Origin of the sequence: Tsukamurella pulmonis, from assembly GCF_900103175.1 — a bacterium.
In the GTDB taxonomy this organism is placed as follows: domain Bacteria; phylum Actinomycetota; class Actinomycetes; order Mycobacteriales; family Mycobacteriaceae; genus Tsukamurella; species Tsukamurella pulmonis.
Genome location: NZ_FNLF01000002.1, coordinates 1,615,110 through 1,627,963, shown reverse-complemented (window position 1 = coordinate 1,627,963; position 12,854 = coordinate 1,615,110). Strand labels below are relative to the sequence as shown.

The window sequence follows — 12,854 nt, the reverse complement described above, 5'->3', positions numbered from 1 at the left end:
CCCCGCTCTTCGCAACGGTCACAGCGCGTTCTCCCCGATCGGGCGGGCCTGCACCGGGGAACGACGCCCGGGCATCACCTGTCGGAGACCGGGCACCGGGTCCGTTGCGGGCCACACCATCCGGGAGATCACGACCAACAGCGCGTTGACGACGAGCGCCGCGGCTCCGATGTTGATCCCGCTCTGTGCCAGCCACGACGAGATCGGTCCGTGACTGTCGAGGTACAACCACAGCACCAACAGATCTCCGACGATGAGGCCGGTGGCGAGGCCCACGGGGCGCACCTTCCATCCGAACACCATGGCCGCGAAGATGACCGCCGCCTGGGTCACACCGTAGTACGCCGTGTTCACGAGCGTGAGCAGCAGCTGCGGCGCGGCCATCGTCAGGATCAGGGAGATCGCGAGGTACGCGACGATCACACCGCGCACCCACCCCTTCTGCCGCGATTCCGGGATGCCCGGGACGATGTTGCGCGAGACGATCGACCCGATGCCGAGCGCGGATCCGCACAGCACGACGATCGCGCAGAGAGCGGCTCCGCCCGCGACGATGCCAGTCACCCAGTCCGGCAGCACGATCCGAGACAGGATCAGGAGCGCCTCGTTGGACTTCGCGCCCTCGAGCTTCCCGGGCACCTGCGAGATCGCCGCGAACGCGGCGGCCACGAGGAAGACGTACATCAGCATGTACAGCGGGTTGAACCGCGCCACCCGTTTGAGAGTCGCCTCCGACTTCGACGCGAGGACCGCCTGCACGACGAACGGGAAGATGAAGAAGCCGACGGATTGGAAGACGATGGTGGTCAGCACGAAAGTCAGCGACGACCCGGTCACCGTGAAATGGGTGTCCTTGCCCGCACCCGCTGCGTGAGCCGCGCCGAACAGCATCTCGGTTCCGCCGGACTTGGCGATCGCCGCCATCCCGATGAGAACGGCGCCGAGCAGCAGTGCAGCGTCCTTCACGTAGGAGACGAAGGCCGGAGCGCGAAGTCCCGAGAGGAGCAGGAACACCAGAGCCAGCCCTGCGCCCGCGAACACCGCGACCGTCGGATCGATGGAGATGCCCAATCCGCTCAACGCGACCTGCAGCCCGGCGAGCTGTAGTTGCCCCCACGGGATGAGGAAGATCACCGAGGAGATCGCCACCGTCAGTTCGAGCCCGCGCGAACGGAAGTGGCGACCGGCGACATCGGGAAGCGTCATCGCCCCGTAGAGCTTGCCCGCTCGCCAGAGGTACGGCGTGAAGAAGTAGCCGACTGCGTAGGCGAGCAGGATGTACGCGATGAACCAGACTCCGTAGCTCGAACCGTGTGCGTACACACCGCCGGGAAAGCCGATCAGGGTGCCGATGCTGTACGCCTCACCGGCACCCAGGATGAACACCAGGATCGGCCCGAATGAGCGGCCGCCCACCAGATAGTCGTCGATGTCGCTCTTGCTACCCCGACGGGACAGGAGTCCCGCGGCGAGAGCGAGGCCGATCGTCAGAGCGAACGTCACGATGCTCATGCGGCGTCCACCCCGCTCTCGCGCGACGCTTGATCGGCGGCCAGGTCGAACCGCTCGAGCTCCTCGAAGTCGTCACGGTCGAAGAACCGCCATGCCAGGTGCATGCACAACGACGTCAGTGGCATCCACAGGAAGAGCCATGCGAACAGAACCGGGAATCCGAGGACGGCCGCCTCGGAGTCGGACAGATAGACGATGCCGCCGAGCACCCCGGCGAACGGGACACCGACGGCAAGCAGAACACTCTTGACCTCATTGGACACGATGAAGACGGCTCCTCACTCCGAGCGTTGAACGGATCGGTGCGACTGTGATCCAGCCGCCACTGATCACGAAGTGTGGTGCAGATCATGTTGTGAAGCCACTACGATTCTCCGAATTGAGCTCACCGGATTCGTGGAATTCACGAACAACGAGAGAGGGGCGGCGGTGGCGGCAACGGCGGGAGATTCCGAGAGCGTCCGCGAGGTGTGCCGCGCGGTGGTCGACCGGTTCGATGCGGTCACCGAGCAGGCCGTCGGCAAGATCCGCGCGGAGATCACGTCCTACCACTCGATCCCCTACCGCGAGCAGTACGACTACATCCGCACGGGCCTCGAGCTCATGCTGGGCGCAGTCGCGAATCCGGCCGGCATCGCCGATCTCGACTCCGCTCGTAGCCGCGACCTCGGCCGACGCCGTGCGATGCAGGGCATTTCGCTGTCCGACGTCATCGAGACCTACCACATCGCGTTGCGCGAGCTCTGGCACGAGCTCCTCGCGCAGGCACCGGAGCCGGACGCCGATCTGGTGACCGCGGTCGGTCGTCTCTGGGACGTCGTCCATCTTGAAACGACCGCCGTGGCCGAAGGCCACAGCGAGGCGACACGGAGCCAGCAGGCGGTGAGGGCCGGTGTGCGCCACCGCTTCTTCGCCGCCCTCATCGCGCCCGATCACCGATCACTCTTCGACGCCCGCGAACTCGCCCCGTCCCTGGGGTTCGATCCCGACGGCGACTTCCAGGCCCTGTGCGTCGACTCCGATTGGCCGGAAGCCGCACAGGAACGGATCCAGCTCGCACTCGACGGGCTGCGCGGCGCGGTGCACTGCAGTCGGCACGACGGCCTCCTCACGATCCTCTGCCAAAGCGCGTCCGCCCCCACCGTCATCGCCGCCGTCCGCTCGGTGCGTCCCCGCGCCACCATCGGTGTGGGCTTGGAACGGCCGGGTCTCGACCGGGCACCGACGACCCTGGACGACGCACTGCAGGCGCTCCGCTCGTCACGGATCGGAACGGTGACCCGGTTCGCCGACAATTGGCTGGCCGCGTCCCTCGCGCAACAGCGCGAACGGCTCGCTCCCCTCCTCGAGCAGGGCTGGCGGATCGCCGAGGAGAATCCGCACCTCGTGGAGGCGGTTCGCGCCTTCGCCGATTCGTCGCTGTCCGTGAGCGCCGCCGCCCGGCGCCTCAACCTGCACGCGAACTCCGTGACGTATCGCCTGGACCGGTGGCGAAGCCTGACGGGGTGGGACCCGCGCACGACGCCCGGTCTCATGGCGTCGATCGCCGCTCTGGACCTCGCAGCCATGCCGGCGGAGACCGATCAGCGCTGACCACCCGGGCGCACTAGGCCGGCTGCTTCTCCGCGAGCCGGGCGGCCTCGTCGAACTCGGCGTCGATGACCTCGTCGGGCTTGTAGGTGGCGAGGCTGACGCCGATCGCGACCACCAGGTTCGCCAGGAATCCGGGCACGATCTCGTACAGCTCGAACGGCGGCCACTGGCCCCAGACGAAGGCGACGGCCGCGCCCACGATGAGGCCCGCCAGTGCGCCCGGGGCGGTGAGCTTGCGCCAGAACAGCGCGAGGAACACGACGGGACCGAAGGACGAGCCGAACCCGGCCCAGGCGAAGCCGACCAGCTCCAGGATGCTCTCGGCGGGGTCGATCGCGAGCAGCACAGCGATCACCGCCACGAGGAGCACGCCGAGCCGCCCGAGACGCACGTAGGCCCGGTCACTGATCTCCATGTCGCGACCCGTCTTCTCGGCGAAGATCTTGAACAGGTCCTCCACCAGCGCCGACGAGCAGACCACGAGCTGCGAGGAGATCGTCGACATGATGGCCGCGAGCACGGCCGCGAGCACCAGGCCCGCGACGAACGGGTGGAACAGGATCTGCGCCAGCACGAGGAAGACGGTCTCGGGGTCCTTGGGCGCCCGCTCCGGGTTGAGCGCGAAGTACGCGATGCCGATGAACGCGGTGGAGATCGCGCCCAGCGCCGCCGCCACCATCCAGCTGATGCCGAAGCGCCGGGCCGTGGACGCCTCCTGCGGCGACCGCAATGCCATGAACCGCACGATGATGTGGGGCTGCCCGAAGTAGCCGAGTCCCCATGCGGCGGCGGAGATGATGCCGAGGGCGGTGCCACCGGCGAACAAGCTGAAGAAGTCGGGGTTCACCGAATTCACGGTGTCGACGGTGACCGTCGGACCGCCGACCTTGATCACCGCCACGATCGGCACGGCGACGAGCGCCGCCAGCATCAGGAGCCCCTGGGCGACGTCGGTCAGCGTCGCGCCCAGAAAGCCGCCGAACAGCGTGTAGACCATGGTCACGGCAGCCACGATGAGCATCCCGTGGATGTACTGCACGCCGAAGGTCGAGTCGAAGAACTTCCCCGCGGCCACCATGCCGCTGGAGACGTAGAACGTGAAGAAGACCAGGATGATCAGGCCGCACACGATGCGCAGCGAGCGCGACCGATCACGTAGGCGGTGCTCCAGGAAGCTGGGGATGGTGATCGAATTGCCCGCGACCTCGGTGTACGAGCGCAGACGGGGCGCCACGAACTTCCAGTTCAGCCAGGCACCCACCGTGAGGCCGATCGCGATCCACGATTCGACGAGCCCGTTCGCGTAGACGGCGCCCGGCAGGCCCATGAGCAGCCAGCCCGACATGTCGGAGGCGCCGGCGCTGAGCGCGGCGACCCAGGGCTTGAGCCCGCGCCCGGCGAGCATGTACTCGTCGAGGTTGTCGCGCGTCTTCCGATAGGCACTCCAACCGATGTACAACATGGCTGCGAAATACAGGGTTACTGCAATCGTCTGATACGTCTGGTCCGACACCGGGGTCTCCTCTTGGTCCAGGAACCGAAATCCACTGTTCACGCATGATCGATACCGACAGCGAAATCCCATTTCGGCAAACTGATCTCACTCGACTCGTTCACGCGGAATGGTAGGCTCGGCCACGATTTTCCGCGGCGCTTTTGCAGGCGCCCCTCGATCACACGACCCATACCCTAGGAGGGTTCGACCTTGACCGACGGGACGCGCATCGGTGCGGCACTGCGACGCGGGGCGATCGGAGTGATCACCGTCCTGGTGTCCGGGTCCCTCCTGACGCCGGCGTTCGCCGCGGCGGCACCGTCGACGCCCGTTCCCTCGCCGAGCCCCGCCCCGCGCCCCGGAGCCCCGGCACCGTCGCAGCCCGGAACTCCGTCGAAGCCCGCGCCCGCGACCCCGCCGAAGCCCGGTGCTCCGACGAAGCCGAGCGCGGCGCCCGGCGCACCGTCGACTCCGGCTCAGCCGAGCACCCCCGCCCCCGTCACGCCCCCGGCCCCGAAGTCGGTGGCCCCGGGCGACCGGATCGACATCCTGCAACGCTCCCTGGGCGGCGGCCGGTTCGAATCGCTGCAGTGCACCATGGGCTTCGCGGTGAACGCGCCGAACGGTGAACGCCTGGGCGTGACCGCAGGGCACTGCGGCGCCCCGCAGCAGCCGGTCGGCGTGAAGAAGTGGATCGTCGGCGAGGTCGTGCAGTCCAAGGCCCCCGAGGTCAAGGAGGATCCGAGCCGTCCGGGCCACTACTCCCCCGTCGACCCGTTCGGTCCGGACTGGGCCACGTTCCGGCTGACCGATCCGCAGGTCAAGCTCCTCGCCTCGGCACCCGGCATGGCGCCGCGGACCGTCGGCACGGCGCGCGTGGGTGACCCCGTGTGCCAGCTCGGCTCGGTCAACGGCCGGCGCTGCGGCACCGTGACCAAGGTCGTCAACGACTGGGTGGTGGCCGACATCGTGACCACGCAGGGCGACAGCGGCGGCCCCCTGATCCGCACCACGGACAACGCGGCGCTCGGCATCATCACCGACGCCGTCACGCTCACCGACCGCGACTCCGGGCGGGTCACGCAACAGCTGACGCAGTACTACTCGCTCAACGCGGTGCTCCGCGCAGCGGGCGGAGCGCGGCTCGCGACCAACTGATCGCGGCCCGGCGGCGGGCCCGGTTCATTACACTGCCGCCATGGCCCTCGGCGACGATCTCAAAACGCGCTTCCTGCAGCTCGGACGGCACCGCGCGGTGTCCCGGATGGTGCGCGCGACCGTACCGCTCGACAAGGCGGTCACCCGGCTCAGCCGCGGATCGGTGCACCTGATCCCGGAGGCGCTGCTGCCGCAGCTCACGCTGACCACCATCGGACGGCGCAGTGGCGTCGCCCGGGCAGTCCCGCTGCTGTACGTGCGCGACGGCGAGGACTTCGTGGTGATCGCCTCCAACTTCGGGCAGAAGCACCATCCCGCGTGGTCGTACAACCTCGAGGCGACCCCGGACGCCGAGGTACTCCTCGGCACACGACGCATACCGGTGCGCGCCCGCCGGATCTCCGAGTCCGACCGGAAGCGCCTGTGGCCCAGCATCGTCGCGGTGTGGCCCGCCTACGACGACTACATCGACTGGGCCGGCGACCGCACGATCAAGCTGTACCGGCTCACGCCTCGCTGACGGCGAGGAATCCCGCCACGATCTCCGGTTCGACGGTGCGCGTCACTCCCGCGGCGCGCTCGAGGGTCACGTCGACGGCGCCGAACGAGCCCGCGGCGGTGGCCACCGTCAGGGTCGCGACCCCGGCACGGCGCTGGAAGAACGTCTCCCGGGTGACGAACCCGATGACCCCGTCGAACTCGAGGACGGTGCGGGTGCGCGCGACGGTCCCGGCGCCCAGGACCACGGCGTCCTCGCCCGTGGTGGTGCCGAGGTTGGCGTACCGCACCCGTGCGAGCGCGAGCGCGAGGACCAGGAGCAGGGCCGCTCCCGCGACAGGCAGCGCCTTCCACGCTCCGGGCGCGAACACGGCGAGCACGAGAAGCACTGCCACCGGGACGATCGCGCCGAGCACCGACCGGGTGTAGCGGCGCCGCAGCGCCACCGGGCCGTGCTCGACCAGCGGCATCTCGATCGCGCCCGGGCGCCCGAGGATCTCGTCGGCCACGCGCAGCCCCTCGGAGCGCGGCGCGGGCGGCAGCAGCATCGGGTTGCGGTCGGTGCCGGTGGCGACCGCGCGCAGCTTGGCACCGCGCGGGAGGCGCATCAGGATCGGCTCGTGCAACTGCACTCCCCGCACGCGCTTGCGCTCGATCGTGGCGGCCACCGTCGAGATGAGGCCGCGGGTGGTGTGCAGCGCACCGTCGGACCGGCGGACCAGGCGGAAGCCCCAGAAGGCGAGCACGTAGGCGAGCACCGAGACGAGCACGGAGACGACCAACAGCAGCACCACGGCGGCCGGGATCACCACGGCGGCACCGAGATCGAGGATCTTCGCGAACCACGACTCGGCGAGCTCGGAGCCGCGCTTCTGCAGTCCCGCCTCGTCGACGATGCGGAAGCCGATGCCGGCGCCCGCCGCGACCACGGCGAAACCGGTGAGCGAGAAGGGCGCGAACCGGAGCCACTCGGGCCGCAGGCGGGCGAGCTCCTCCTCCGGCTCTGCGACGACCGGGGCCGCCGGAGCGCCGTCCTCGAGCGGTTCCGCCGCCGACGGTGCGCCGCGGCGCAGTAGGTCGTGCCCGAGCCGCTCGGCGACGTCGGCGGGGATCGGATCGAGCACCAGGGCCGACTCCTTGCCGCCGACGCCGGTGCCGACGACCACCTTGCGGAGCCCCAGCGCGCGTTCGATGGGTCCGGCCGTGACGTCGACGCTGCGGATCCTGTCGCGCCGCGCGGTGGCCGAGACCTTGCGCACCAGTCCGTGCCGCAGCTCCAGCTGGTCGTCGGTGACGCGCCACCGGGTGGTCAGCCAGGGCACGAGGCCGACGAGCAGGCTGATCGCGAGGCCCGCGATCACGAAGAACACCGGGCCGGCGGAGCGCCCCACGAAGAAGACGCCGATCAGGGCGGGGATGAGCGACGGGATCGCCTTGACCACACGGGTGCCGATCCCCCACGGTGACAGCCGGTTCCAGTCCGTCTCGTCAGGTCGCGTCATCGGTGTCCTCCGCCGCGCTCACCGTCAGGCCGGCGGCGATCGCCTGGGCCGTCTCCGTCGGCAGGCCCGAGATGCGCACCGTGCCCGCCGACGAGGCGGTGGTGACGGTGACCGTCGACAGGCCGAAGGATCGCTCCAGCGGGCCGGCGACGGTGTCGATGACCTGCACCCGTGAGATCGGGATCAGAACGCGGGTGCGCGTGAGCCAGCCCGCCTGCGAGTACACCGCGACGGCGTTGATCTCCCAGCGGTGGAAGGCGTAGCGGAAGCGCGGCATCACGATCAGGTGTGCGGTGGCGGCGATCGCGAGCACGAGGAAGGCCGCCGCCGCGGCGTACCAGGGGACGTCGGGGATCACGGCGAGAGCCACCGTGACCAGGGGGATCACGACGGCCCAGCGGATCGCGGCACGTACGGTCCACCAGGTCTTCGCGCGCGGCGAGACCTGGTGGGCCGGTGGCCGGAGCACTTCTGCGGCGCCCGCGACCGCGGGGGTTCCGGGAAGAGTCATGCGCCCAGCTAAGCACGACTTTCCTCCTCCGGGCCAGCACCCCGGCTAGGGTGGCGCCGAGGAGGCACCATGACCACACACCCCGATGAACTGGCGGGCCTGACCGGCCTGCTCTCGGATCAGGAACGCGCGATCGCGGAGTCGGTGCGCGCACTGACCGCCCGCGAGGTCGAGCCCCACGTGGCCGGCTGGTTCGAGCGCGGCGAGATCGACGACCCGCGCGGGCTCATGCGCAAGCTCGGTGCGCTGGGCCTGCTCGGCATGCACCTCGACGGATACGGTTGCGCCGGAACCACGGCCACCGAGTACGGCGTGGCCTGCCTCGAGCTCGAGGCCTGCGATTCGGGCCTGCGGTCGATGGTCTCCGTGCAGGGCTCGCTCGCGATGTACGCGATCTGGAAATGGGCGAGCGAGGAGGAGAAGCAGCGCTGGCTGCCCGGCATGGCGGCCGGCGAGCTGATCGGCTGCTTCGGACTCACCGAGCCCGATCACGGCTCCGACCCCGCGCACATGCGCACGCGGGCGCGCCGCGACGGCGGCGACTGGATCATCGACGGCCGGAAGATGTGGATCACCAACGGTTCCCTCGCCGACGTCGCCGTGATCTGGGCGCAGACCGACGAGGGCGTGCGCGGCTTCGCCGTCCCCACCGACGCCGCCGGCTTCGCCGCGAACACCATCGAGCACAAGATGTCGTTGCGCGCGTCCGTCACCTCCGAGCTCGTGCTCGACGGTGTGCGCGTCCCCGACTCCGCCGCCTTCCCCGAGGTGCGCGGCCTGCGCGGCCCGCTCTCCTGCCTCAGCGAGGCGCGGTACGGCATCGTCTGGGGCGCAATGGGTGCCGCGCGCACGGCACTCGAATGCGCGCAGCGGTACGCCGTGGAGCGCGAGCAGTTCGGGCGGCCGATCGGCGGTTTCCAGCTCACGCAGCAGAAGCTGGCGGACATGACGCTCGAGTACACCAAGGGCGTGCTGCTCGCCGTGCACCTCGGACGCCTCAAGGACGCCGGAACCCTACGCCCCGAACAGGTCTCCCTCGGCAAGCTGAACAACGTGCGCGAGGCGATCGACATCTGCCGAACCGCCCGCACCATCCTCGGCGCGAACGGCATCTCCCTCGAGTACCCCGTGATCCGCCACGCCAACAACCTGGAGAGCGTGCTGACCTACGAGGGCACCGTGGAGATGCACACCCTGATCCTGGGCGTGAAGCTGACCGGACAGAGCGCCTTCCAGTGAGCCGGCGATAGCTCAGAAACCAACCCTGACCTGCCGATTTCACGTTTCGCCGCACTCCTTGCTAATGTATTCCAGCACGCAGCGAGCGAGCACGCGCCATTAGCTCAATTGGCAGAGCAGCTGACTCTTAATCAGCGGGTTCGGGGTTCGAGTCCCTGATGGCGCACAAGACACGAAAGCCCCCTCCATTCTCGGAGGGGGCTTTCGTCATTGCAGCCCGTGGTCAGCGGCGACTCCCCACGCTGACGAGATTGAACCTTCTAAATTTAGCGGCGCTAAGTTACTCTGAGGTAGAGCCTGGGGAGCAACCACCTCACCTGCCGCCCGCAGCGTTTCTCCCCAGGCTCTCAACTCACTCCCCCGCGCGAGCCCACGGCGTCTCAATCGTCCTCGTCGTCTTCGCCGTCCCCGCCCGCTCGGTACCCGAACGCCGTGGCGAAGGCGATGCCGAGCGCCAGCCCGATCCCGATGCCGACGGCCGGATTGCCCAGGGAGGTTCCGATCGCGACGCCGAGGACGGCGCCGATCGCCAGACCCAGCGCCAGCTTGTTGTAGCCCTTATCGCTCCACGGCCCCGGGGTTCGCTCCTCGTCGCCCTGCTTCCCGGAAGTGGGACCGTCACCGTCGTTGCTCACACCCCGCACCGTACCGGCCGGGGCCCTCCGGCGGGACCGGTAGAATCAGGAGCAATCGGTCGCAGGTCGACCGACATCCGTTCGACGCTTCTGGAGCTGACCCATGCGCAACCGTCCCGCCGTGTCTCGACGCATCCTGACGGCGGTGGCCGCGACGAGCGTGACCACCGCGCTGGTCGCGGGGTGCACATCGTCGGCACAGGGCGAGATGCCGCTGCCGGACCCCAGCCAGAAGATCACGGACTCGACTCCGTTCTTCGACCTGCTGCGCCCGCAGATCACCTCCACCGTCAAGGGCGGCGCGCTCGACGTGCAGCCCGGCGTCCCGGTGAAGGTCACCGCGAGCGGCGGCACCCTCACGCGCGTCGTGATGACGAACCCGGACGGCAAGGAGGTGGCCGGCAAGCTCAGCGAGGACGGCCGCTCCTGGAGCAACTCCGAGCCGCTCGGCTACAGCAAGCAGTACAAGCTGCGGGCCGAGGCCAACGGCATCGGCGGCGTCAACGTCGCGAACGAAACCTTCAGCACGCAGTCGCCGAACAACCTGGTGCAGGCGTACTTCACCACCGCCGACAACTCCACGGTGGGTGTCGGGCAGACGGTCGGGGTGAAGTTCGACGAGCGGATCGCCGACCGGGCGGCCGCGCAGCGGGCGATCAAGATCGTCACCGATCCGCCGGTCGAGGGCGCCTTCTACTGGGTCAGCCCGTCCGAGGTGCGCTGGCGCCCGGAGAGCTACTTCAAGCCCGGCACCAAGGTCAGCGCCAACGTCAACATCTACGGCGTGGACCTCGGCAACGGCACCTACGGCCAGAAGGACGCCTCGATGCGGTTCACGGTGGGCGACGAGGTGATCACCACCGTCTCCGACAAGGACAAGATCGTCCGGGTCACCAAGAACGGCAAGCTCATCAAGACGATGCCCACCTCGATGGGAGGCCCGGGCAACGAGACCCCGAACGGCGTGTACCTCATCGGCGATCACCGCGAGAACATGATCATGGACTCGTCCACCTACGGCGTTCCGGTGAACTCCCCCAGCGGCTATCGCACACTGGTCGACTACGCCGTGCAGATGTCCTACAGCGGCATCTACCTGCACAGCGCGCCCTGGTCGGTGAACCAGCAGGGCTCCACCAACGTGAGCCACGGCTGCCTCAACGTGAGCACCGAGAACGCGCTGTGGTTCATGCAGAACACCAAGCGCGGGGACATCGTGAAGGTCACCGACACCGATGGCCCCACGCTCGAGGGCACGGACGGACTAGGCGACTGGAACATCCCGTGGTCCGTGTGGCGCGCCGGCAACACCAAGATCGGCTAGCTCCTCGGCGTCCGCCCCGCCGACGGTGACGGCGTCGTCGGTCCGGGCGGCATCCGCCGCGAACCCGGGCCGCGCCGTTCCGACGAAGGCGCGCAACCAGTCCCGCAGCACCGCGACCCGGTTGCCCATGCCCGCCAGGTAGTACAGGTGCACGGCCAGCCACCCCGCCCAGGCGAGGATGCCGGTCAGGCCGGGCAGGCCGAGCGGCGGCTGGATCACCGCGTGCGGGGTGTCGATCATCGCCATGCTGCCCTTGTCCAGGTAGCGGAAGTGCGTGCCGGGGCCCTTCTTCCCGCGGATGACGTCCGCGGCGTGCCGGCCCTGCTGCATGGCGACGGGGCTCTGCCCGGGCAGGCCGTTCAGGCTCGTCATGTCGCCGAGGGCGAAGACGTCGGCCCGCCCGCCGACCGTGAGGTCGCGGTTGATGAGCAGACGCCCGGCGCGGTCGGTCTCACAGCCCGTGGCCTCGGCGATCACCCCGGCGAGCGGGGTGGCCTGCACGCCGGCCGACCAGACGACGGTGCCCGCGGCGATCTCGCTCTCGGCACCCGCCTTGTCTTTGACGGTGACGACGCCGTCCTCGATGGCGGTCACGAACGTGCCGGTGTGCACCTGCACGCCCGCCTTCTCCAGCGTGGCGAGGGTGTACCCCGAGAGGGTGCCGCCGTAGAAGGGCAGCACGTCGTCGGCGCCCTCCACCAGGTGGATGCGGATCTCGGCACCGTCGTGGAAGCGGCGTGCGAGCTCGGCGACCTGACCGGCCACCTCGACTCCGGTGGCGCCGGCACCGACGATCACCACGGTGCGCGCGGGGCTCTGCGCGGGGGCGGCGAACGCGGCCCGCATCCGAGCCCGCAGGTTCTCGGCGTCCTCGAGGGTCTTGAGGGCGAAGGTGCGACTCTCCCACTCGTCGTGCCCGAAGTAGGCCTGCGCGGCACCGGCGGCGACGATCAGGTAGGTGTAGCCGATCTGCTCGATGCCGTCCTCGGTGGCGTAGGTGATCACCTTGCGCTCGGCGTCGACCTCGGTGACGTAGCCGGTGACCACGTCGACGGTGCGGCGGCGACGCAGCATCTCGGCGATGGGCGGCGCGATGCGCTCGCCCGTGGTGACGCCGGTGGCCACCTGGTAGAGCAGGGGCTGGAAGAGGTGGGTGCCGTTCGCCGAGATGACGGTGGTCTCGATGTTCGACTTCGCCAGCTGCTTCGCGGCGGCGAGGCCGCCGAATCCCGAGCCGATCACCACGACGTGGGTGCTGCGCATGATCTTCTCCTCCTTCAAGACGTCGTTGTCTACTACCAGATTGGTGCATGCATAGATGCGCTTCAACCTGGTAGATCGCCGTCCTGGTGATGCGATCCATCTGCTCTGTTCATACAATGGCGGA

Annotated in this window: 12 protein-coding genes and 1 tRNA gene; 6 read left to right on the top strand and 7 right to left on the bottom strand. The window is 69.1% G+C overall.

Annotation, left to right across the window (positions count from 1 at the left end; all coding sequences use genetic code 11):
- Positions 1-18: 18 nt before the first annotated feature.
- Both BLQ62_RS08150 and BLQ62_RS08145 read right to left on the bottom strand, forming a co-directional pair.
- Positions 19-1,512 (bottom strand): sodium:solute symporter family protein, encoded by a 1,494-nt coding sequence (locus BLQ62_RS08150; RefSeq protein WP_068566037.1) that lies wholly within the window; start codon positions 1,510-1,512, stop codon positions 19-21.
- Complete coding sequence (locus tag BLQ62_RS08145) at positions 1,509-1,775, bottom strand: DUF3311 domain-containing protein (RefSeq protein ID WP_068566039.1); 267 nt, start codon at positions 1,773-1,775, stop codon at positions 1,509-1,511. The genes BLQ62_RS08150 and BLQ62_RS08145 overlap by 4 nt, the downstream gene beginning before the upstream one ends.
- 166 nt (positions 1,776-1,941) lie before the next feature.
- Between BLQ62_RS08145 and BLQ62_RS08140 the strand changes: the two genes are divergently transcribed.
- Complete coding sequence (locus BLQ62_RS08140; protein ID WP_068566041.1) at positions 1,942-3,105, top strand: PucR family transcriptional regulator; 1,164 nt, start codon at positions 1,942-1,944, stop codon at positions 3,103-3,105.
- A 13-nt stretch (positions 3,106-3,118) separates the two neighbouring features.
- Here BLQ62_RS08140 and putP read toward each other — a convergent pair whose 3' ends face one another.
- On the bottom strand, positions 3,119-4,618 hold the full coding sequence (gene putP / locus BLQ62_RS08135) for a sodium/proline symporter PutP (RefSeq protein ID WP_068566043.1): 1,500 nt from the start codon (positions 4,616-4,618) through the stop codon (positions 3,119-3,121).
- 192 nt (positions 4,619-4,810) lie between these two features.
- Here putP and BLQ62_RS08130 point away from each other — a divergent pair, with 192 nt between their 5' ends.
- On the top strand, positions 4,811-5,758 hold the full coding sequence (locus tag BLQ62_RS08130; RefSeq protein ID WP_068566045.1) for a chymotrypsin family serine protease: 948 nt from the start codon (positions 4,811-4,813) through the stop codon (positions 5,756-5,758).
- A 40-nt stretch (positions 5,759-5,798) separates the two neighbouring features.
- Positions 5,799-6,278, top strand: a complete 480-nt coding sequence (locus BLQ62_RS08125; RefSeq protein WP_068566047.1) for a nitroreductase/quinone reductase family protein — start codon at positions 5,799-5,801, stop codon at positions 6,276-6,278.
- Here the strand turns inward: BLQ62_RS08125 and BLQ62_RS08120 are convergent.
- Both BLQ62_RS08120 and BLQ62_RS08115 read right to left on the bottom strand, forming a co-directional pair.
- Complete coding sequence (locus BLQ62_RS08120; RefSeq protein WP_068566048.1) at positions 6,265-7,758, bottom strand: PH domain-containing protein; 1,494 nt, start codon at positions 7,756-7,758, stop codon at positions 6,265-6,267. The genes BLQ62_RS08125 and BLQ62_RS08120 overlap by 14 nt on opposite strands.
- Positions 7,745-8,269, bottom strand: a complete 525-nt coding sequence (locus BLQ62_RS08115) for a PH domain-containing protein (RefSeq protein WP_068536269.1) — start codon at positions 8,267-8,269, stop codon at positions 7,745-7,747. Before BLQ62_RS08115 ends, BLQ62_RS08120 begins: the two co-directional genes overlap by 14 nt.
- 69 nt (positions 8,270-8,338) lie before the next feature.
- Here BLQ62_RS08115 and BLQ62_RS08110 point away from each other — a divergent pair, with 69 nt between their 5' ends.
- A complete protein-coding gene (locus BLQ62_RS08110; protein ID WP_068566050.1) occupies positions 8,339-9,508 on the top strand; it encodes an acyl-CoA dehydrogenase family protein in 1,170 nt (389 codons plus the stop codon).
- 93 nt (positions 9,509-9,601) lie between these two features.
- Positions 9,602-9,674: transfer RNA gene (locus BLQ62_RS08105), tRNA-Lys, on the top strand.
- A gap of 214 nt (positions 9,675-9,888) precedes the next feature.
- Here the strand turns inward: BLQ62_RS08105 and BLQ62_RS08100 are convergent.
- Positions 9,889-10,143 carry a glycine zipper domain-containing protein gene (locus BLQ62_RS08100; protein ID WP_068536257.1) on the bottom strand — a complete coding sequence of 85 codons (255 nt, stop codon included), beginning with the start codon at positions 10,141-10,143 and terminating at the stop codon, positions 9,889-9,891.
- A gap of 103 nt (positions 10,144-10,246) precedes the next feature.
- Here BLQ62_RS08100 and BLQ62_RS08095 point away from each other — a divergent pair, with 103 nt between their 5' ends.
- Positions 10,247-11,467, top strand: a complete 1,221-nt coding sequence (locus BLQ62_RS08095; RefSeq protein ID WP_082756520.1) for a L,D-transpeptidase — start codon at positions 10,247-10,249, stop codon at positions 11,465-11,467.
- On the opposite strand, the gene BLQ62_RS08090 is transcribed toward BLQ62_RS08095, so the two are convergent.
- The gene (locus BLQ62_RS08090) at positions 11,408-12,730 is read right to left on the bottom strand and encodes an NAD(P)/FAD-dependent oxidoreductase (RefSeq protein ID WP_068566382.1); all 1,323 of its coding nucleotides are present in this window, start codon (positions 12,728-12,730) and stop codon (positions 11,408-11,410) included. The genes BLQ62_RS08095 and BLQ62_RS08090 overlap by 60 nt on opposite strands.
- Between the last annotated feature and the right edge of the window lie 124 nt (positions 12,731-12,854).

What these genes read in the sequence shown, in the direction of transcription:
- BLQ62_RS08150 (WP_068566037.1), bottom strand. Translation starts at nt 1,512, where the DNA reads ATGAGCATCGTGACGTTCGCTCTGACGATCGGCCTCGCTCTCGCCGCG.
- BLQ62_RS08125 (WP_068566047.1), top strand. Translation starts at nt 5,799, where the DNA reads ATGGCCCTCGGCGACGATCTCAAAACGCGCTTCCTGCAGCTCGGACGG.
- BLQ62_RS08120 (WP_068566048.1), bottom strand. Translation starts at nt 7,758, where the DNA reads ATGACGCGACCTGACGAGACGGACTGGAACCGGCTGTCACCGTGGGGG.
- BLQ62_RS08115 (WP_068536269.1), bottom strand. Translation starts at nt 8,269, where the DNA reads ATGACTCTTCCCGGAACCCCCGCGGTCGCGGGCGCCGCAGAAGTGCTC.
- BLQ62_RS08110 (WP_068566050.1), top strand. Translation starts at nt 8,339, where the DNA reads ATGACCACACACCCCGATGAACTGGCGGGCCTGACCGGCCTGCTCTCG.
- BLQ62_RS08095 (WP_082756520.1), top strand. Translation starts at nt 10,247, where the DNA reads ATGCGCAACCGTCCCGCCGTGTCTCGACGCATCCTGACGGCGGTGGCC.
- BLQ62_RS08090 (WP_068566382.1), bottom strand. Translation starts at nt 12,730, where the DNA reads ATGCGCAGCACCCACGTCGTGGTGATCGGCTCGGGATTCGGCGGCCTC.